20 protein-coding genes are annotated in these 20,327 nt (G+C 68.3%); 4 read left to right on the top strand and 16 right to left on the bottom strand.

Annotation, left to right across the window (positions count from 1 at the left end; translation table 11 throughout):
* Positions 1-50 precede the first annotated feature (50 nt).
* Positions 51-800: a TVP38/TMEM64 family protein gene (locus ABGB19_RS19830; RefSeq protein WP_347687697.1), complete on the top strand. Its 750-nt coding sequence runs from the start codon at positions 51-53 to the stop codon at positions 798-800.
* Positions 801-949: 149 nt separating this feature from the next.
* Here the strand turns inward: ABGB19_RS19830 and ABGB19_RS19825 are convergent, their stop codons facing one another.
* Together ABGB19_RS19825 and ABGB19_RS19820 are read right to left on the bottom strand one after the other, a co-directional pair.
* On the bottom strand, positions 950-2,140 hold the full coding sequence (locus ABGB19_RS19825) for an SPFH domain-containing protein (protein WP_347687696.1): 1,191 nt from the start codon (positions 2,138-2,140) through the stop codon (positions 950-952).
* 31 nt (positions 2,141-2,171) lie between these two features.
* Entirely contained in the window at positions 2,172-2,603 is a 432-nt protein-coding gene (locus ABGB19_RS19820; RefSeq protein WP_347687695.1) for an NfeD family protein, read from the bottom strand.
* Positions 2,604-2,662: 59 nt separating this feature from the next.
* Between ABGB19_RS19820 and ABGB19_RS19815 the strand changes: the two genes are divergently transcribed.
* Positions 2,663-3,517, top strand: a complete 855-nt coding sequence (locus ABGB19_RS19815; protein WP_347687694.1) for a hypothetical protein — start codon at positions 2,663-2,665, stop codon at positions 3,515-3,517.
* Here the strand turns inward: ABGB19_RS19815 and ABGB19_RS19810 are convergent.
* The 10 genes from ABGB19_RS19810 to ABGB19_RS19765 all read right to left on the bottom strand — a co-directional run bounded on the left by ABGB19_RS19810 (position 3,514) and on the right by ABGB19_RS19765 (position 13,445).
* Entirely contained in the window at positions 3,514-4,521 is a 1,008-nt protein-coding gene (locus ABGB19_RS19810) for a ferrochelatase (protein ID WP_347687693.1), read from the bottom strand. The two genes, ABGB19_RS19815 and ABGB19_RS19810, sit on opposite strands and share 4 nt — an antisense overlap.
* Before the next feature lie 3 nt (positions 4,522-4,524).
* A complete protein-coding gene (gene inhA / locus ABGB19_RS19805) occupies positions 4,525-5,334 on the bottom strand; it encodes an NADH-dependent enoyl-ACP reductase InhA (protein WP_347687692.1) in 810 nt (269 codons plus the stop codon).
* Positions 5,335-5,349: 15 nt separating this feature from the next.
* Positions 5,350-6,117: a 3-oxoacyl-ACP reductase FabG1 gene (fabG1, locus tag ABGB19_RS19800; protein ID WP_347687691.1), complete on the bottom strand. Its 768-nt coding sequence runs from the start codon at positions 6,115-6,117 to the stop codon at positions 5,350-5,352.
* A 47-nt stretch (positions 6,118-6,164) separates the two neighbouring features.
* Positions 6,165-7,175, bottom strand: coding sequence for a VWA domain-containing protein (locus tag ABGB19_RS19795; protein WP_347687690.1), 1,011 nt, complete (start codon positions 7,173-7,175; stop codon positions 6,165-6,167).
* 23 nt (positions 7,176-7,198) lie between these two features.
* On the bottom strand, positions 7,199-8,206 hold the full coding sequence (locus tag ABGB19_RS19790) for a VWA domain-containing protein (protein ID WP_347687689.1): 1,008 nt from the start codon (positions 8,204-8,206) through the stop codon (positions 7,199-7,201).
* A gap of 21 nt (positions 8,207-8,227) precedes the next feature.
* Positions 8,228-9,172 carry a DUF58 domain-containing protein gene (locus ABGB19_RS19785; protein WP_347687688.1) on the bottom strand — a complete coding sequence of 315 codons (945 nt, stop codon included), beginning with the start codon at positions 9,170-9,172 and terminating at the stop codon, positions 8,228-8,230.
* Positions 9,169-10,320: a MoxR family ATPase gene (locus ABGB19_RS19780; RefSeq protein ID WP_347687687.1), complete on the bottom strand. Its 1,152-nt coding sequence runs from the start codon at positions 10,318-10,320 to the stop codon at positions 9,169-9,171. Before ABGB19_RS19780 ends, ABGB19_RS19785 begins: the two co-directional genes overlap by 4 nt.
* Before the next feature lie 136 nt (positions 10,321-10,456).
* Positions 10,457-11,128, bottom strand: a complete 672-nt coding sequence (gene ripB, locus ABGB19_RS19775) for an NlpC/P60 family peptidoglycan endopeptidase RipB (protein WP_347687686.1) — start codon at positions 11,126-11,128, stop codon at positions 10,457-10,459.
* A gap of 65 nt (positions 11,129-11,193) precedes the next feature.
* A complete protein-coding gene (gene ripA / locus ABGB19_RS19770; protein WP_347687685.1) occupies positions 11,194-12,609 on the bottom strand; it encodes an NlpC/P60 family peptidoglycan endopeptidase RipA in 1,416 nt (471 codons plus the stop codon).
* Between the two features lie 272 nt (positions 12,610-12,881).
* Entirely contained in the window at positions 12,882-13,445 is a 564-nt protein-coding gene (locus ABGB19_RS19765) for a DUF6676 family protein (protein WP_347687684.1), read from the bottom strand.
* A 161-nt stretch (positions 13,446-13,606) separates the two neighbouring features.
* Here ABGB19_RS19765 and acnA point away from each other — a divergent pair, with 161 nt between their 5' ends.
* Positions 13,607-16,447: an aconitate hydratase AcnA gene (acnA, locus tag ABGB19_RS19760; RefSeq protein WP_347687683.1), complete on the top strand. Its 2,841-nt coding sequence runs from the start codon at positions 13,607-13,609 to the stop codon at positions 16,445-16,447.
* 10 nt (positions 16,448-16,457) lie between these two features.
* Positions 16,458-17,027: a helix-turn-helix domain-containing protein gene (locus ABGB19_RS19755; protein ID WP_347687682.1), complete on the top strand. Its 570-nt coding sequence runs from the start codon at positions 16,458-16,460 to the stop codon at positions 17,025-17,027.
* On the opposite strand, the gene ABGB19_RS19750 is transcribed toward ABGB19_RS19755, so the two are convergent.
* The 4 genes from ABGB19_RS19750 to trxA form a co-directional block, all read right to left on the bottom strand.
* Complete coding sequence (locus ABGB19_RS19750; protein ID WP_347687681.1) at positions 17,024-17,218, bottom strand: helix-turn-helix domain-containing protein; 195 nt, start codon at positions 17,216-17,218, stop codon at positions 17,024-17,026. The two genes, ABGB19_RS19755 and ABGB19_RS19750, sit on opposite strands and share 4 nt — an antisense overlap.
* Before the next feature lie 100 nt (positions 17,219-17,318).
* Entirely contained in the window at positions 17,319-18,953 is a 1,635-nt protein-coding gene (locus ABGB19_RS19745; RefSeq protein ID WP_347687680.1) for an ABC-F family ATP-binding cassette domain-containing protein, read from the bottom strand.
* Positions 18,954-19,035: 82 nt separating this feature from the next.
* Positions 19,036-19,881 (bottom strand): enoyl-CoA hydratase, encoded by an 846-nt coding sequence (locus ABGB19_RS19740; protein WP_347687679.1) that lies wholly within the window; start codon positions 19,879-19,881, stop codon positions 19,036-19,038.
* Between the two features lie 18 nt (positions 19,882-19,899).
* On the bottom strand, positions 19,900-20,265 hold the full coding sequence (trxA, locus tag ABGB19_RS19735) for a thioredoxin (RefSeq protein ID WP_347687678.1): 366 nt from the start codon (positions 20,263-20,265) through the stop codon (positions 19,900-19,902).
* Positions 20,266-20,327: the final 62 nt, after the last annotated feature.

The raw sequence follows: 20,327 nt of genomic DNA, 5'->3' as shown, positions 1-20,327 counted from the left end.
CGGCGGCGCCGACGGGTGACTTCGGCCGCCGCTGCGTAGTCTTGGTAGACGTGAATGCCGTCGTCAGCACCCTTCGCGCGGTCCGCGCCGCGGTGCTGGCCACGGCCTCCGGCGTTCCGCGACGACGGCTGGTGACCATCGCGGCGGCGATTGTGATTCTCGTCGCAGTCGCATTGCTGGTGCCACTGCCGACGGCGGTGCAACTGCGCGACTGGGCGACCTCGGTCGGCCCGTGGTTCCCGCTGGCGTTCCTGGCGGCGCACATCGTGCTGACGGTGTTCCCCTTCCCGCGCACCGCGTTCACGCTGGCCGCGGGCCTGCTGTTCGGCCCCGTGCTCGGTATTCCGCTGGCGGTAACCGCGGCCACCGTCAGTTCGCTGATCGCGCTGCTGCTGGTGCGTGCCGCCGGGTTGCAGCTGAACCGGCTGGTGCCCCATCCGCGGGTGCAGTCGCTGGACGCGCGCCTGGGTGAACGGGGTTGGCCGACGGTGCTGTCGATGCGGCTGATCCCCGCGGTGCCGTTCTCGGTGCTGAACTACGCGGCCGGCGCATCGTCGGTGCGGGTGCTGCCCTACACCCTGGCCACCCTCGTCGGCCTGCTGCCGGGGACGTCGGCGGTGGTGATCCTCGGGGATGCGCTCACCGGCAACGTGAGCCCGCTGCTGGTCCTGGTCTCGGCGTGCACGGCCAGCGTCGGCGTCGCCGGGTTGGTGTACGAGATCCGCGTGCACCGGCGTCACCACCGCGAGCGCGCGGACAACCCCGATCAGCTCTCCGATCGGGTGCGGGTGACGAGGTAGGACAGCGTCCGGTACAGCTGCACGAGCAGTTCGAGCGGCACCTCACCGGCAGGGGCCGGCGGCTGTCCCGGCGTCGATGGATCGTCTGCCCCCGACGGCTCTGTTTCCGCTTGTGACATGGCGTCCTTCCCTGCCATGTCGGCGCGCGGCTAAAGGGAATGCGAGCCGCCGCCGTCGGAGCGGGCCGGCGGCGGCACCGGCGGCGCGCCCAGCTGCGGCGCGGAGTACCCCGGGCCCTGCACCGGCGCGCGTGCCTCGGCCTCGGCCTTCGCCACCGCCCGCGCGATCTCCGGATCGGTCTCGGTGTTGAACCAGTCGGCGACCTCTTCGTCGTCATCGGTCCGGGCTGGCGTGTCGTCGACCGGCGAGGGTGTGTAGCGGAACACCCCGTCCTCGCCGGGCGCGCCGAGCATTTTGGTGAAACCCTGTAGTGCCGAACCGAAGTCGCTGGGCACCAGCCACACCTTGTTCGCCTCGCCCTTGGCCATCTGCGGCAGCGTCTGCAGGTACTGGTAGGCCAGCATCTCCGGGGTCGGCCTGCCCGCCTTGATCGCCGCAAACGTCTTCTCGATCGCCTTGGCCTGGCCCTGGGCCTGCAGGTAGGCGGCGGCTCGCTCGCCCTGGGCACGCAGCATCCGCGACTGCCGGTCCGCCTCGGCGGCGAGGATGGCCGCCTGCTTTGCGCCCTCGGCCGCCAGGATCTGCGCCTGCTTCTGGCCCTCGGCCTGCTTGATGGCCGCCTCGCGGCTGCCCTCGGCGGTCAGGATCATCGCGCGCTTCTCGCGGTCGGCGCGCATCTGCTTCTCCATCGAATCCTGGATCGACGGCGGCGGATCGATGCTGCGCAGCTCGACGCGCGCCACCCGCAGACCCCAGCGGCCGGTGGCCTCGTCGAGCACGCCGCGCAGCTGGCCGTTGATCGAGTCGCGGGAGGTCAGCGTCTGCTCGAGCGTCATACCGCCGACCACGTTGCGCAACGTCGTGGTGGCCAGCTGCTCGACACCGACGATGTAGTTGCTGATCTGGTACACCGCGGCTTGCGGGTTGGTGACCTGGAAGTAGACGACGGTGTCGATGTTGACCGTCAGGTTGTCCTCGGTGATCACCGGCTGCGGCGGGAAGGACACCACCCGCTCGCGCAGGTCGACCCTGGCCCGGATCCTGTCGATGAACGGCAACAGCAGTGTCAGCTGTCCCGACACGGTCTTGCTGTAGCGGCCGAGCCGTTCGATCACCGCCGCCTCGGCCTGAGGGATCAGCGCGATCGACTTGGCGACGATGATGGCGGCGAACACCACCAGCACGCCGACGAGGATCAATCCGGCGATGGCACCATCCATGACGGGTTCCTTCCCTGTTGCCCAGTTTTCTCTAGACGACTTTCTGCACGACGGCGGTGGCGCCGTCGATGTGCACGACGGTCACGTGGTCGCCCGCCTCGTACACCTCGTTCTCGTTGTACGGCCGCGCGGTCCACACCTCGCCGTCGAGTTTCACCTGTCCTTCATGGCGGGCCACCCGGTCGAGCACCAGCGCGCTCTTCCCTTCGAGCGCCTTGGCGGGATCGGGCAGCCCCCTTCCGGAGGTGAAGTGCCTTCGCAGCGCGGGGCGCACCAGGACCAGCAGCAGGACCGACACCACCGCGAACACCGCGCCGTGTATCCACAGGTCGTCGAAGATCAGGCTGGAGCCCGCAGCGGCGAGCGCTCCGCCGCCGAGCATCAACAAGAACAGGTCGCCGGTCAACGCCTCGGCCCCGGCGAGGGCCAGCGCGGCGATTAGCCAGATCAGCGCAGCGGGCATGGCATCAGCCTATCGCGTAGCCGACCTGATGCGGGCGTAACAACTACACTGCGACCATCATGTGGTGTCCCAGTGTTTCGCTGTCGGTGTGGGCCAACGCCTGGCTGGCGGGCGCCGCCGCCCCCGACGACGTGCTCGACGCGCTTTCGCATTGGGCACCAAAGCATTCCGCCACCGCCTATGACTCGGTTGCGGCCGCGCGCACCGGCCTGGCATGGCCGGATCTGCTGGACACCAGCGCGGTTTCACTGCTGCAGACGCTGCGCAGCGCGGCCCGCCCGGCGGAGGTGGTTCCCCCGGTCGCGTTGGCCCTTCCGGTGCCCGGCGACGTCCGGGGCCTGCCCGCCGGCACCCAGTTCCAGCGCGATGCGGTGACCGCAGGCGAGGCGATCCTCGTCTCCGGCGACCCGGCCGGCCCGATCGGCCTGGTCCCGGATTTCGAGTACGACGACCTCGATGTCGACGACGACTTCGGGCGCGATCCGTGCGCGCTGTCGTGGACGGTGTATTCGGTGTCGACCCCGGCCACGCCCGCCGAACACATCGACCTCGGTGAGGCCGAGTACGAGCTGCGCTCGGCGGTCCGCGCGGCGGCAGCGGCGCTCGGCGCGTTGCGCGCCGGCACCGCGGACGTCGACGTCGACGACCCTCGCGGACTGGTGGAACAAGTGCTGGAATCCGGTCGCATACACCCGATTCCCGGCCATGCGCCCGACCGCGCGCTGCGCGTGCTGGAGAACGCCGCGCACGTCGACGCCATCATCTCGGTCAGCTCGGGGCTCATCCCGATCGGGCTGCACAGCTCGTCGGAGGTGCAGATCGCCAACGACGCGCTGCGTCCGCTGTCGTCGGTGGTGCGCTCGGCCCGGATCGCGGCGGTCAACGCGATCCTGCAGTCAGCCTGGCGAGGTTAGGCCTCGCAGGCCGACGTACAGACCACCCCGTCGACCGAAACACCCTGCAGCGGTGGCGGATCCACGCCGGGCACGCGCGCCGGTGGACGGCCCTCGCGCAGCTCACCGATCAGATCGGCCGCCACCCGCGCGAGGTCGGCGTTCGGGGTGGCGGCCCGCGCGAACGCCACCCCGGCCTCCTGGGCCTGCAGCCGCAGTTCGTGGTCGAGGTCCCACACCACCTCGATGTGGTCGGCGACGAACCCGATCGGGCACACCACCACCGCCGTCGCGCCGCCTTCTCTCAGCCCCGTGAGATGGTCGGCCACATCGGGTTCCAGCCACGGCACCTGCGGCGGTCCCGATCGTGACTGCCAGACCTGGTCGTAGTCGTCGTAGCCGGCCGCGTCGGCCACCAGCTTGGCGGCGTAGGCCACCTGCCGAGCGTAAAGGTCCGCGCCACATCGGTTCCGGGCCGAGAACGGGATGGAGTGGGCGGTGAACACCAGCCGCGCGCCGTCGGGCACCGTCTTGGCGGCGGCGGTGACCGCCTCGGCGAACATCTGCACGAACAGCGGGTGGTCGAAGTACTGCCGCAGCTTGACCAGTTGCGGTGCGGAGTCGCCGGCCGCCCGACGCCCGCGCGCGATGTCCTCGACGTACTGGGTGCAACTGGAGTAGCCGGCCCACGCCGACGTGGTGAAGACCGCGGCGCGCTCGATGCCGTCGTCACGCATGGCCGCCACGACGTCCTCGACATAGGGCTCCCAGTTGCGGTTGCCGAAGTACACCGGTAGGTCGATGTGGGTGCGCAGCTGCTCGATCAGGTCGCGGTTGATGCCGTTGATGGGTGAGACACCACCGAAGTGCAGGTAGTGCTCGGCGACGGCGGCCAGCCGCTCCCGCGGGATCCCGCGGCCCCGGGTGACGTTCTCCAAAAACGGCATCACCTCGTCGGGGGCCTCCGGCCCGCCGAACGACAGCAGCAGGACCGCTTGAAAATCCGAGAAATCCGGGCCGGCCATTCCTTACAACAGCTGCGTGCTGGCGCCGCCGTCGGCGTAGACGACGGTACCTGTGGTGGCGGGCAGCCAGTCCGAGATCAGCGCGAGCACGGTCTTGGCCACCGGGGTCGGGTCCTTCATGTTCCAGCCCAGCGGCGCCCGCTGATCCCAGCCCTCTTCGAGGAGCCTGATCTGGTCACCCGCGTCGTCACCGAGTGCGCCGCCGACGATCGCGCTCATCGCCAGGGTCCGGATGGGACCTGCCGCAACAAGATTCGAGCGAACACCGTAGGGACCGGCTTCGCGCGCGACGAACCGGTTGACCGACTCCAGTGCGCTCTTGGCCACGGTCATCCAGTTGTAGGCCGGCATCGCCCGCCTCGGGTCGAAATCCATGCCGACGATGCCGCCGCCGCGGTTCATGATCGGCAGCAGCGCCTTGGCCAGCGATGCGTAGGAGTACGCCGAGATGTGAATGCCCTTGGCGACGTCCTCGTACGGGGCGTCGAAGAACGGGTTGATACCCATGCCGGACTGCGGCATGTAACCGATCGAGTGCACCACGCCGTCGAGCTTGTTGCCCTCGCCGATCACCTCGGTGACGCGCTCGGCCAGCGTGTCGAGGTGCTCGGTGTTCTGCACGTCGAGTTCCAGCAGCGGCGCCGGGTTCGGCAGCCGATCGGCGATCCGCTTGATCAGCTTGAGCCGGTCGAAGCCGGTCAGCACCAGCTCCGCGCCCTCCTCCTGAGCCACCCGCGCGATGTGAAACGCGATCGACGAGTCGGTGATGATCCCCGTGACGAGGATCCGCTTACCTTCGAGAAAGCCTGTCATGTCAGTCCTTATCTACTAGTGGCCCATGCCCATGCCGCCGTCGACCGGGATCACCGCGCCGGCGATGTAGCTTGCGTCCTCCGACGCCAGGAAGCTGACGGCACCGGCCACCTCCTCGGCGGTGCCGACCCGCTTGGCCGGGATGAAGTCCAGCGCACCCGCTTGGATCCGGTCGTCGAGCGCGCGGGTCATCTCGGTGTCGATGTACCCGGGGGCGACGACATTGGCGGTCACGCCCGCCTTCGCCAGCTCCCGGGAGATCGAGCGGGCCATGCCGATCAGCCCGGCCTTGGCGGCCGCGTAGTTGGCCTGGTTGCCGATGCCCCACATGCCGGAGACCGAGCCGATGAAGATGATCCGGCCGAACCGTTTGCGCTGCATGCTGCGTGACGCCCGCTGGGCCACCCGGAACGCGCCGGTGAGGTTGGCGTTGATGACCTCGGTGAACCGCTCCTCGGTCATCCGCATCAGAAACGCGTCCTTGGAGATGCCGGCGTTGGACACCAGCACCTCGACCGGACCCTGATGTTCCTCGACCTCTTTGAATGCGCGGTCGACGGCGGCGTTGTCGGTGACGTCGCAGACCACACCGAACAATCCTTCGGGCGCTCCGGACCCGCGGTGGGTGACGGCCACCTTGTGGCCGTCGGCGGCGAGGCGCTGGGCGATGGCCAGACCGATGCCGCGGTTCCCGCCCGTCACGAGGACGGAACGGGAAACGAAAGCCGGACGACTGCCTGCGGTTTGGCCGGCGGTCTCGGCCGGACGGTCGGTCGTGGTCATGCCCGCCAACTTAACGTGTGATCCACTTTCTTAAGAAATCGCCTTAGTCAGAGCGGCAACCGGCGGTTGATCAACAGGCTCGTCAACGCCGCCGCGGCGGCGACCAGCGCGGCGAGCCGCAGCCAGCCGGTGGTGGCCTCGCCGCGCACCGTCTCGTACCCGATCTGGTCCTGGAGCGTGTCGTAGACCTTGTTGAGCTCGGCGATGTTCGACGCGGTGTACGACTCCCCTCCGGACAGTTCGGCGACCTTCTTCATCATCGCGTCGTCGACGGGGACCGGAACGCGCTCCTCGTTCACCTCGACCGAGCCGTTGGGCGTGCCGAACGAGATCGTCGAGATCGGCACCCCCTGGTCCTTCGCGGAGCGGGCCGCGGTGTAGGCGCCCTTCGGATTGTCCGGATTCGACGGCACGGTCTCCTTGCCGTCGGAGAACAGCACGATGCGCGCCGGTGGCGGTTCGTCACCGCCGCCGATCACGGCGCCCACCGTGGCGATCGACGACAGCGCGGTGAAGATGGCCTCCCCCGTCGCGGTGCGGTCGGCCACCTGCAGGTTGTCGATGGCACGCCTGCTCGCATCGCGGTTGGTGGTCGGCGAGACCAGCACCGTGGCCGCGCCCGCATAGGCGATCACGCCCAGGTTGATACCCGGGGTGAGCTGATCGACGAACTGCTTGGAGGCTTCCTGCGCGGCGGCCAGCCGGTTGGGGTCCACGTCGGTGGCCCGCATCGACTGCGACACGTCGATGGCGAGCATCACGACCGCACGGTTACGCGGCAGCCGTTCGTCGTGCGTCGGCCCGGCCAACGCGATCGTGCACAGCAGCAGCGAAACCAGCAGCAGCACCGCCGGGATGTGACGCCACCGGCTGGGGCGCTGCGGGGCCACGCTGTCGAGCAGCTCGGTGTTGGCGAACTGCTGCAACCGCCTGCGCCTGGCCCGCTGGGCGACGAGGTACCAGCCGATCAGCGCCAGCACGGCGATGAGGAACAGCGCGAACCACCAGAGGTGGGTGAAGCCCGTCAGCGATACCGGTCCCAGCAGCGGAAGGGTCATGTCAGATCGTCATCCTCGCGGACTCAGTTCGGCAGGCGTCGGTTGATCAGCAGCGCCGCCAGCGCCGCGAACGCCAGCGCAAGCGCTCCCAGGCGCAGCCAGCCGGTGCTCGCATCGCCCTTGATGGTCTCGTAGCCGATCTGCTGCTGAAGGTTGCCGTAGACCTGACGCAGCTGCTGCAGGCTGGAAGCGGTGAACGCCTCACCGCCGGACAGGTCGGCGATCTCCTTGAGCATCTCGTCGTCGACGGGCACCGGCTGGCGTTGGTCATTGATCTCGACGTAGCCGTACGGCGTGCCGAAGGAGATCGTGGAGATCGGCACGCCCTGGTCCTTGGCGGTGCGCGCCGCGGTGAAGGCGCCCTTCGGGTTGTCCGGATTCGACGGCACCGTCTCCTTGCCGTCGGAGAACAGCACGATGCGCGCCGGTGGCGGTTCGTCACCACCGCCGATCACCGCGCCGACGGTGGCGATCGCCTGCAGCGCGGTGAAAATGCCCTCACCGGTGGCCGTGCGGTCGGCGAAGTCCAGCTTGTCGATCGCGGCCTTGGTGGCCTCCCGGTTGGTGGTCGGCGAGACCAGAACGGTGGCCGTGCCGGCATAGGAGATCAGCCCGAGGTTGATGCCCGCGGTGAGCTCGTCGGCGAACTGCTTGGAGGCCTCCTGCGCCGCGGCCATGCGGTTCGGCGACACGTCGGTGGCCCGCATCGACTGCGACACATCCATCACGAGCATCACCACCGCTCGGTTGCGCGGCACCCGCACGTCGTGGGTCGGGCCTGCCATCGCCACGGTCAGGAAGACCAGCGCGATCACCACAAGGATCGCGGGCAGGTGCCGCCACCGCGACGGCCGTTTCGGGGCAACGCTTTCCAGCAGTTCCATATTGGCGAAGCGAAGCATTCGCCGCTGCCGGGCCATCTGCACGACGACGTAGAGCGCGGCGATGCCGAGCACGACCAACAGGAACAGGAAAAACCAGAGATGTTCGAACCCCGACAGCGTGAGCGGTCCGAGTAACGGTAATGTCATGTGCGCCTTATCAATTCGATGCTAGGCGCGACCGGCCAATGCGAGGCGGCGGGTGGCGACGAACCGAACCACGTCGGCGATCCAGTCGCGGTCGGTGCGCAGCGACAGCAGCGGCGCGTCACAGCGCCGCAGTGTGCGCGCCACCTCGGCCCGGTGGGCGGCGGCGGCCTTCGCGAAGTCGTCGCGCAACTGCTCGTCGATGGTGAACTCGCGGATCCGGCCCGTCTCGGCGTCCTGAAGGATCACATCACCGACCGGCGGCAGCTCGACATCGCGCGGGTCGAGCACCTCGATGCCGAGCACCTCGTGGCGGCCGGCGATCGCCCGCAGCGGACGCATCCAGTCGATGGGGCCGAGGAAGTCACTGATGATGACGGCCATGCCGCGGCGGCGCTCCGGCCTGCGCAACGCGTCGATCGCGGCGGCAAGGTCACCGCGGGTGCCCGCGGGCGCCTTCGGCATCGTGGCGATGGCGCGCAGCATCTCCTGCTCGTGAATCCGGCCGGACAGGGCGGGCACCCTGCGCACCGTGTCGCCGTTGGCGATGATCGCGCCGATCCGGTTGCCGCCCCCGCTGTTGAGGAAGGTGATCGCCGCAGCGGCGGCGACCGCGAGGTCACGCTTCTCGCACTCGACGGTGCCGAAGTCCAGGCTCGCCGACACGTCGACGACCAGCCAGGTCTCCAGTTCGCGGTCGGCGATCATCTGGCGCACATGCGGGTGCGTGGTGCGCGCGGTGACCGACCAGTCCATCCGGCGCACGTCGTCGCCGGGCTGATACAGCCGCGACTCGCCGGGCTCGGAACCCGGGCCGGGCAGCAGCCCGAGGTGGTCGCCGTGCAGCACTCCGTCGAGCTTGCGGCGCACGGTCAGCTCGAGCTTGCGCAGCGCCGCCGAGAGCGCGGGGTCGCGGATCTCCCCGCGCTTCAGCGACGGCAGGTCGACCGCACGTCGGGAACTGGTCACCGACCGCTGGCCGCAGCCGCTGCGGCGGGCACGACGGGCGGCACCGAATGACCTTGCTGGGGAATGGCATTCACCTGCGGCAGGGCCACGGTCTGCAGGATGCGGTTGATCACCGTCTCGGAAGAGATCTCGTCGGCCAGCGCGTCGTAGGTCAGCACGAGGCGGTGCCGCAGCACGTCGGGGATGACCTCGACGACGTCTTGCGGGATGACGTAGTCGCGGCCACGGACCAGCGCGAGCGCGCGCGACGCCGCGATGATGCCCAGGGACGCACGCGGCGAAGCGCCGTAGGCGATCCACGCCTTGGCGTCGGGCATCCCGAACTTCTCGGGCTGACGGGTCGCCGTCACGATGCGCACGACGTAGTCCACGAGCGCGTGGTGCACGAAGTTGTTGGACGCGACGTCCTGCAGGCGCAGCAGGTCGCCGGGGGCGAGGATCTGCTTGGGTTCCGGCGGCTTGACGCCCATCCGGTAGATGATCTCGCGCTCTTCCTCCGGCGACGGGTAGTCGATATTCAGCTTGAACAGGAAGCGGTCACGCTGCGCCTCGGGCAGCGCGTAGACGCCCTCCTGCTCGATCGGGTTCTGCGTGGCCATCACCAGGAACGGCGCGGGCAGCGGAAAGGTCTTGCCGGCGATCGAGATCTTCCGTTCCTGCATGACCTCGAGCAGCGCCGACTGCACCTTGGCCGGCGCACGGTTGATCTCGTCGGCGAGCAGGAAGTTGACGACGACGGGACCGAGCTCGATGTCGAACTCCTCCTTGCCCACCCGGTAGATGCGGGTGCCGACGATGTCGGTGGGCACCAGGTCGGGGGTGAACTGGATGCGGGCGAAGGTGCCACCCACCACCTTGGCGAAGGTCTCGACGGCCAGCGTCTTGGCCACGCCGGGAACGCCCTCGAGCAGCAGGTGACCCTTGGCGAGCAGGCCGACCAGCATGCGCTCGACCAGCTGGTCCTGGCCGACGATGATGCGCTTGACCTCGAAGACCGCGCGCTCGAGGGTGTGGACCTCCTGCTGCAGGCCGCCGTTGTTGGAAGGGTTGGCGGCCGGAGCGGCGTGCGAGCCCTGCGGGTAGCCCTGCGGCGGTGCCTGGCCGGGATACCCTGCAGCCCCCTGCGGCGGCCCACTCGGTGACGTCATCAACGTTCCTTCCACATCAACTCGCTGGTCGTGGCGTTTCGGGCCGGTCGGGGCCGCACGCTCGCCGTCAACTATTCCAGGCAGTCCGGGATCCGTCGACGTTGCCCACAACGTTCAGGAATGCCTCAGGCTGCGCTCAGGATTCGATGATGCGCGCGGCATACGGCTGCAGGCCCGCCGTGCGCAGCGGGCTGACCGTCACCTTGCCCGCGCTGCTGGCCGACTCCAGCACCTGGCCGTTGCCGAGGTACATCGCGACGTGCTGGCTGCCACCAGGCCCCCAGAACACCAGGTCTCCCCTCTTGGCCTGCGCGATCGGCACCTTGCGGCCGGTGTCGTACTGGTCGCCGGAGTACTTGGGGATCAGCACCCCGACACCGGCGTAGGAGAACTGGGTGAACCCCGAGCAGTCGTAGCCGACGGTGTTGGCGCCCGAGTCGATGCCCCGGCTCGGGCCGTTCGGCTTGCCGCCGCCCCACGAGTACGGCGTGCCCATCTGCGACGCGCCGCGGCGGATGACGTATTCGATCGCCTGCGGTCCACGCACCCGGCCCGGGGCCACGGAGGCGACCTCGGGCGCGGGCCCGAACCCGAGGGTGCTCAGGAACTTGCGCCCGAGGTTCATCGTGACCTCGGTGGCCTGCGCGGTCGCGGCCAGCGATGCGTTGGCGATGGCCAGCGGGTCGCCCGGCGCGCCTGCCGAGATCAGCTTGGGCAGCGTGGGATCCCACTGCCCGTCCCCGGGCGCCGACGCGGACGGCGTCGCCAGTCCGACGGCCACCGCCACCGCCGAGAGCAGGAGCGTCACGCCGCTGAGCAAACGAAACAGTTTGGAGCGCAATGTGTTCTCTGTCTTCCCTGTCTTTGGACGCGTCACCATTCGATGAGTCGAGTCGCGTACGGGGTCATGCCGCTGGTGCGCACCGGGGACACCTTGACCACCGAACCGGTGTATGGCGCCTCGAGCATCTGCCCGTCGCCGAGGTACAGCGCGACGTGCTGGCTGGCGTTGGGACCCCAGAACAACATGTCGCCGCGGCGCATCTGGGACGACGGGACCTTGCGGCCCGCGTTGTACTGCGAGCCCGAGTAGTGGTCCAGCTTGATGCCGACGCCTGCGAACGCGTAGAGCATCAGTCCCGAACAGTCGAATCCGACTGTGCCCGCGCCGGAGTCGATGCCCCGACTCGGGCCGGCCGCGTTGCCGCCGCCCCACGAGTACGGCACGCCCATCTGCGACATCGCCCGTTTGATCACGTACTCGGTGGCCTGCCTGCCGTGGACGCGCGGGATCGCGCCGTTGGTGAAGCCCGTCGTGGCGACGGCGGGCTCGGGGAGCAGGCCCACCGATTGCAGGAACTTGCGGCCGAGGTCCTGTGTCACCTGCGCCGAGGTCGACGCGATGCCCAGCACCGTGTTGATGATCGCGATCGGGTCGCCGCTGACGAACGCGCTGGGAATGGCGGGCAGGAACGGGTCCCAGGCCGTGGCCCAGTTGCCCGTCGCCGGGTCGACACCTTGGGGTGTGCGGTCCCAGTCGGTCGTCGACGCGGCGGCCTGGGTGATCGGCTGGCTGGCCGCTGGAGCCGGGCGCGCCTCTTCGAGTTTGGCCTGCGCGGCGGACCGCTCGGCGGCCAGCTTGTCGATTTCGGCCTGCTGCGCCTTGAAGGTCTGCTGCGCGTCCGTGAGCGACGCGACCGCGGTCCGCTGGCTGGCCTCGGCGTCGGCGACGGCCTTGTCGGCGTTCTGCTTGGCCAGGCGCGCGGCGGAATCGCGGTTCACCTGCTCGGTGCGGGCCCGCTGCAGATCGGCCATCACCTGTTGTGCGCTGACCGACAGCGTCTGCCCCGCGGCGGCCGTGTCGACGATGTCGGCAGGATCCGAAGCGGTCAGGTACGAGTCCGACGGGCCGTTGATGTAGGTCGCCGCCGCGAACGAGTCGAATCGCCTCTGGGCCTGTTCGATTGCGATGTTGGCGTCTTCGACGCGCTGACCGCTCGCGTCCACCTCCCGCTGCGCGGCTGCGGCGTTGTCACGTGCGGTCTGCACGTCGAGGATCGCCTTGTTGACGCTTTCCTGCTGCTGCTGGATCGCGGCGCCCAGATCCTGCAGCTTCTGGTTGGCGTCCGCGACGGCCGCGACCAATGAGGCGATGGTGTCGGGGCCACCGGGCTGGGCGACGGCCAGTCCGGGGGTTGCCGCCAGCATGCCGGTCGCCAGCAGCGCCGCGCAGAGGCTCCGGACCCGGTCTGCTCCTCGCGCTTGCCCCCGATGATCTGCTCCTCGCATGCGCCAAGCGCCAGGGGTGCGTCTCATGCGACTCAGGTCTCCTATTGCTCTCGCGAACGTGCGGGCACATTCGTCCGGCGACTGTGCACAGAAGTCACAGAATGCACATCCACAACATCAGCCACCGAATGCACCGTACGTCACATCTGACGCTAATGAAACTTAAGTCACGAATTACAGGTTTGTAATTGAATGTGACGTTATCGGGCCGTGATATTCACCATTGCCGGCCCGACTGAGGGCGGCACGAAAAGGGTTGCTGCAGTGCGACTTTATGTCTGTCGAGGCGACGCGGCGCGCTTGCTGCGGACCTGCAAAAGTCGCGTTCCGATAACGGCCGCAATGACGCCCAACATGATCACAATCGTGAATGCGGTCCACGGAAAGTGCGGTGTCGTCAACTCGCTGACGAAATTCTTCGAACCCTGCACGGCGCCGCGGCCTTCGGCGATGTCCTGGCCGGCCTCCAGCGTCACCCGGTCGTACGTCGGGCTGTACGTGCCCGACTCGCTGGGGCTGAGCACCAACACCGTCGCGCCGGGGAACTCCTGCCCCACTTCGGTGGCGATGTCCCGCAGCGGAGGATCGGTAGGCGGGTTGCTGTCCACGACGACGATCTTGAGATCGATGCCCTTCTGCTGCGCCTCGGCGACCACGTCGGCGAGTCCCTCGTTCTCCGGCGTGGGCGAGGCGCTGACACCGTCGTCGCGGACGTCGTCGATGACGAGGTTCATGCACGTGTCGACCGGCGTCGTCGCCGGGTCCCGGCCGACCGGCCCACATACGTCGGGCGGGATGTAGGTGGGCGGGAACGGGATGACGTGCGATCCGATCACAGGAGAACCGTACGCGATGGGTACCCACCGGGGTGGCAGCACGCGCGCCCGCCGACCAGACTGGACGACGGCCCTGGGTGTTTTGCAGGACAAGCGTACTGTTAGAGTTGTCGGCGCCTCCGACACAGCCCGTCGGCGGCGAGAACTAGCCGGGAGTTGATGTGAGCAGCAAAGATTCGGTGAATTCCTTTGGAGCCCGCGACACACTGAAGGTCGGGGACAAGAGCTACGAGATCTACCGCCTGGACGCGGTGCCCGGCACCGAGAAACTGCCCTACAGCCTCAAGGTGCTCGCCGAGAACCTGCTGCGTACCGAGGACGGCGCCAACGTCACCAAGGACCACATCGAGGCCATCGCCAACTGGGACCCCTCCGCCGAACCCAGCGTGGAGATCCAGTTCACCCCGGGCCGCGTGATCATGCAGGACTTCACCGGCGTGCCCTGCATCGTCGACCTCGCCACCATGCGCGAGGCCGTCGGCGATCTGGGTGGAGATCCGCAGAAGGTCAACCCGCTGGCCCCTGCCGACCTGGTCATCGACCACTCCGTGATCGCCGATCTGTTCGGCACCGCCAACGCCTTCGAGCGCAACGTCGAGATCGAGTACGAGCGCAACGGCGAGCGCTACCAGTTCCTGCGCTGGGGCCAGGGCGCGTTCGACGACTTCAAGGTCGTCCCTCCCGGCACCGGCATCGTGCACCAGGTCAACATCGAATACCTGGCCAGCGTCGTGATGGAACGGGACGGGGTGGCTTACCCGGACACCTGTGTGGGCACCGACAGCCACACCACCATGGAGAACGGGCTGGGTGTGCTGGGCTGGGGTGTCGGCGGCATCGAGGCCGAGGCGGCGATGCTGGGCCAGCCGGTGTCGATGCTCATCCCCCGTGTCGTCGGGTTCAAGCTGACCGGCGAGCGGCGGGCCGGCGTGACGGCCACCGACGTGGTGCTCACTGTCACCGAGATGCTGCGCAAGCACGGCGTGGTCGGCAAGTTCGTCGAGTTCTACGGCGACGGCGTGGCCGAGGTGCCGCTGGCCAACCGCGCGACGCTGGGCAACATGAGCCCCGAGTTCGGCTCGACCGCAGCCATTTTCCCGATCGACGACGTGACGATCGACTACCTGCGGATGACCGGTCGCAGCGACGAGCAGCTGGCGCTGGTCGAGGCCTACGCCAAGGAACAGGGCATGTGGCACGACCCGTCGCGCGAGCCCAAGTTCTCGGAGTACATCGAGCTGGACCTGTCCGACGTGGTGCCCTCGATCGCCGGTCCGAAGCGTCCGCAGGACCGCATCGCGCTCGACGACGCGAAGTCGGCCTTCCGCAAGGACATCCACAACTACGTCGAGAATGGCAACGCGCCCGCGCACACCCAGCTCGACGAGGCGGTCGAGGAGACCTTTCCAGCGAGCGATCCGGCGTCGAGTCTGGCCTTCGCCGACGACGACGCGGTGGTGCCGTCGGCGGCCGTCGGCTCCAACGGCAGGCCCACCAACCCGATCGAGGTCACGTCCGACGAGCACGGCGAGTTCATCCTCGACCACGGCGCCGTGGTGATCGCGGCGATCACGTCGTGCACCAACACCTCGAACCCGGAGGTGATGCTGGGCGCGGCGCTGCTGGCGCGCAACGCCGTCGAGAAGGGGCTGACTTCCAAGCCGTGGGTGAAGACCACCATGGCGCCGGGTTCACAGGTGGTCACCGACTACTACGAGAAGGCCGGGCTCTGGCCGTATCTGGAGAAGCTCGGTTTCTACCTCGTCGGTTACGGCTGCACGACGTGCATCGGCAACAGCGGTCCGCTGCCCGACGAAATCAGCAAGGCCATCAACGACAACGACCTGTCGGTCGCCGCCGTGCTGTCGGGCAACCGCAACTTCGAGGGCCGCATCAACCCCGACGTGAAGATGAACTACCTGGCGTCGCCCCCGCTGGTCATCGCCTACGCACTGGCCGGCACGATGGACTTCGACTTCGACTCCGAGCCGCTGGGCAAGGACTCCGAGGACAACGAGGTCTTCCTCAAGGACATCTGGCCCTCGCAGAAGGACATCAGCGACACCATCGCCTCGGCGATCAACACCGAGATGTTCACGAAGAACTATGCCGATGTGTTCAAGGGCGACGAGCGCTGGCGCAACCTGCCGACGCCGAGCGGCAACACCTTCGACTGGGACCAGGACTCGACGTATGTGCGCAAGCCACCGTACTTCGACGGGATGCCCGCCGAGCCGGAGCAGGTCAGCGACATCGAGGGCGCCAGAGTGCTGGCGCTGCTGGGTGACTCGGTGACCACCGACCACATCTCCCCCGCAGGCAGCATCAAGCCGGGCACGCCGGCCGCGCAGTACCTCGACGAGCACGGTGTCGACAAGAAGGACTACAACTCCTACGGCTCGCGGCGCGGCAACCACGAGGTGATGATCCGCGGCACCTTCGCCAACATCCGGCTGCGCAACCAGCTGCTGGACGACGTGTCCGGCGGCTACACCCGCGACTTCACCAACGGTGGCGAGCAGGCGTTCATCTACGACGCCGCGCAAAACTATGCGTCGCAGGACATTCCGCTGGTGGTGCTGGGCGGCAAAGAATACGGGTCCGGGTCGTCGCGGGACTGGGCGGCCAAGGGCACCCGCCTGCTCGGGGTCCGCGCCGTGATCACCGAGTCTTTCGAGCGCATCCACCGGTCCAACCTGATCGGCATGGGCGTGATCCCGCTGCAGTTCCCGGAGGGCGAGTCGGCCGCGTCGCTGAAGCTCGACGGCACCGAGACGTTCGACATCTCCGGCATCACGGCGCTCAACGACCGGGGCGAGCGCAGCGACGGGGAAGGCGGAGGCAAGACGCCGAAGACGGTGCATGTGACCGCCACGAAGGAAGGCGGCGACAAGGTCGAGTTCGACGCGGTGGTGCGCATCGACACCCCCGGCGAGGCCGACTACTACCGCAACGGCGGCATCCTGCAGTTCGTGCTGCGCAACATGCTCAAGACGCAGTAACGGAAGTCCGTTGCCCCGGGTCACCGACGACCACCTGGCGGCGCGTCGTCGGCAGATTCTCGACGGTGCCCGGCGGTGTTTCGCCGAGTACGGCTACAACGAGGCGACCGTGCGGCGGCTCGAGCAGACGATCGGGCTGTCGCGCGGCGCCATCTTCCACCATTTCCGCGACAAGGACACGCTGTTCTTCGAACTCGCCCGCGAGGATGCGGAGCGGATGGCCGACGTCGCGGCGCGCGAGGGCCTCGTTCAGGTGATGCGCGATATGCTCGCCGCGCCCGACCAGTTCGACTGGCTCGCCACCCGGCTGGAGATCGCGCGCAAGCTGCGTAACGACCCCGAGTTCTCCCGAGGGTGGTCCGAGCGGTCCAGGGAGCTGTCCGCCGCGACCACCGAGCGGCTCCGCAAGCAGAAGCAGGCCGGACGGCTGCGCGACGACGTGCCGAGCGCGGTGCTGCAGACCTATCTCGATCTGGTCCTCGACGGCCTGGTTGCGCGTATCGCCTCGGGCGACGATCCGGAGAAGCTCAGTGCCGTACTGGACCTCGTCGAAGTGTCATTGCGGCAGAGCGCGAGCTAGCTCGCGCGCCTGCTGCGGTGATTCGGCCCGCCGCGGCTGCGCATCGTCGTACCCGACTCGCGCAGCATGCTGTGTATCGAACCGTACGAGCGACCCGTCGACGCTACCAACGTGCGAATGCTTGCGCCCCCTTCGTAAGCACTCCGCAGCTCGTCGATCAACTGGTCTCGCGACTTGTCCACTTTCTTCATCGGCACCTCCCCGCGCACTTGTGATGCCCCGACGCATACCCAGCGTAGGAACGGCCTAACACACAGGGGAAGAATTTCTGGAAACGATTCGCGTTTTGACCTACGCCAGCTCGATCAGGTCCCGGTAGTCGTCGGACCAGAAGTCCTCGGTGCCGTCGGGCAGCAGCACCACCCGCTGCGGATCCAACGCCTCCGCCGCACCGGGGTCGTGGGTCACCAGCACCACCGCGCCGACGTAGCTGCGCAGCGCGTCGAGCACCTGCTCGCGCGAGGCCGGGTCGAGGTTGTTGGTCGGCTCGTCGAGCAGCAGCACATTGGCCGTCGAGGCGACCAGACCGGCCAGCGCCAGCCGGGTCTTCTCACCGCCGGACAGCGTGCCCGCCGGCTGCTCGAGCTGCGGTCCGCTGAACATGAACGCGCCCAACAGTCCTCGCAGATCCTGCTCACCGGTGTCGGGCGCCGCGTGCCGGATGTTCTCCCACACCGTGGCGGTGTCGTCGAGGGTGTCGTGCTCCTGGGCGAAGTAGCCGACCTTGAGACCGTGGCCGGGCTCGAGCCCACCGGCGTCCGGCGTCTCGGCGCCAGCGAGCAACCGCAGCAGCGTGGTCTTGCCCGCGCCGTTGAGGCCGAGCACCACGACGCGCGAACCGCGGTCGATGGCCAGGTCGACGCCGGTGAAGACCTCGAGCGAGCCGTAGTTCTTCGTCAGGCCCTTGGCGACCAGCGGGGTGCGCCCGCACGGGGCGGGCGTCGGGAACTTGATCCTGGCCACCTTGTCGCCGACGCGTTCCTCGTCGAGCGCGGCCATCATCCGGTCCGCGCGACGCAACATGTTCTGCGCCGCAACGGCTTTGGTCGCCTTGGCGCCCATCTTGGCGGCCTGGGTACGCAGCGCGGAGGCTTTGCGTTCCGCGTTCGCCCGCTCGCGGCGACGCCGCTGCTCGTCGGTGGCACGGGCGTCGAGATACTTCTGCCAACCCATGTTGTACACGTCCACCTCACCGCGCACGGCATCGAGGAACCACACCCGGTTCACCACGTCGGCGAGCAGGTCGACGTTGTGGCTGATCACGATCAAGCCGCCGGTGTGCTGCTGCAGGAAGTCCCGCAGCCAGCCGATGGAATCGGCGTCGAGGTGATTGGTGGGTTCGTCGAGCAGCAGCGTCATCGAGGAATCCGAGCCGATCCCTCCGTGGGACGCGGCGAACAGGATGCGGGCCAACTCCACCCGGCGGCGCTGGCCGCCCGACAGCGTGCGCAGTGACTGCGTCAGAACCCGTTCGGGCAGTCCGAGACTCGCACAGATGCGGCCGGCCTCGCTCTCGGCGGCGTACCCGCCCAGTGCGGCGAACCGCTCTTCGAGCTGACCGTACTTGCGCACGGCCCTGTCGCGGGCGGCGTCGTCGGCGACTTCGGCCATCAACACCTGTTGTTTCTCCAGGTCGGCAAGCAGCGTGTCGAGGCCGCGCGCCGACAGCACCCGATCACGGGCCAGCACGTCGAGGTCGCCCTCCCGCGGATCCTGTGGCAGGTAGCCGATTTCACCCTTGCGCATGATGGCCCCGGCGTAGGGCTCGCCCTCACCCGCCAGGATCCGCATGGTGGTGGTCTTGCCCGCGCCGTTACGGCCGACCAACCCGATCCGGTCGCCGGGCTGCACCCGCAACGCCGCCCCGTCGGTGGACAGCAGCGTGCGCGCCCCGGCGCGGACCTCCAGGTCCGTTGCGGTGATCACGCTTCACTCCTATCCCCGGTCGCTGGCGCTCTCCCCTGCCCTTCGGGCGTGGGCCCAGCCCGCCGGATCTCCTGCTGCTCGTCTACTTCTCGTCGGTGAAGACCGGGGCGCGTTTCTCGGCGCGCGCTGCCACCGCTTCTTCGAAATTGGCGGTGAGCAAACGGACGAAGAGTTGTCCAAGGCCCTCGGCTTGCATGTGCCCTTCCAGGCTACCGGCGTCCAGTCCACTCCAAAGTGTGCGCTTGGTCAACTCGGTTCCCGGCCGGGAGAACGACGCGACCCGTTCGCCGAGCTGGTAGCAAACCTCCAACAGCTCGTCGGCCGGCACGCTGCGCGACACCAGGCCGATACGCTCGGCTTCCTCGGCATCCACATCGCGGCCGGTCAGCATCAGCTCGAACGCCCTCGACGAGCCGATGGCACGCGGCAGCAGGTAGGACAGGCCGAGCTCGCTCGCGGTCAGCCCGTTGTTGATGCCCGCCGCGCGGAAGTACGCGGCGCGCGAGGCGACCCGGATGTCACAGGCCAGCGCCAGGCACAGCCCGCCGCCGATCGCGGCGCCGTTCACAGCGGCGATGACCGGCTGGTGCATCTTGCGCAGGGCCAGGATGACGTCGTCGAGCACCTCCATAGAGCGCAGGGCGAACGTCGGCCGGGTGAGGCCGTCGATGTGCGGCACGGACCCCGCCGACTTGTGGTCGGCACCCGAGGAGAAGCCGCGGCCCGCGCCGGTGAGCACGACTGCACGCACCGAGTTGTCGTAGGTCAGCTCCTCGAGCACCTTCTTCAGTGGCACCATCACGTCGAAGGCCATGGAGTTCATCCGCTCGGGCCGGTTGAGGGTCACCAGCGCGATGTTCGGACGGGGCCTGTCGACGAGAACGAAGTCGGAGCGTCCTGGGTCAGCGTGATCGGTCACGCAGTGCACGCTATCGCGTGCGGCACCTCACTCCGTCTGGCCGTTGTTCTGCGCGGCGATCGCGGCGTCGATGTCGAACTCCTTGACCCGCTGGACGAGTTCTTCCAGGGCCGCCGGAGGAAGCGCGCCGGCCTGGTTGAACACCAGCTTGCCCTTCTTGAACGCCATCAGCGTCGGGATCGAGCGGATGTCGGCGGCGGCGGCGAGCGCCTGCTCGGCCTCGGTGTCGACCTTCGCGTACACCACATCGGGGTGCTGCTCGGAGGAGGCGGCGAACGTCGGGGCGAATGCTTTACAGGGGCCACACCACGACGCCCAGAAGTCCACCAGCACGATCTCGTTGTCGTTGATGGTGTCGTTGAATTGTTCGGCGGTGAGTTCCAGGGTAGCCACGATCTGTCCTAACGCTGAGGGTCCGCTGAGTGTTCCCAGCCTAGGGCCGACGAAACGGGCGT

It is taken from the genome of Mycobacterium sp. B14F4 (genome assembly GCF_039871645.1).
Taxonomy (GTDB): Bacteria; Actinomycetota; Actinomycetes; order Mycobacteriales; family Mycobacteriaceae; genus Mycobacterium.
This window is presented reverse-complemented; position numbering and strand designations above follow the sequence as displayed.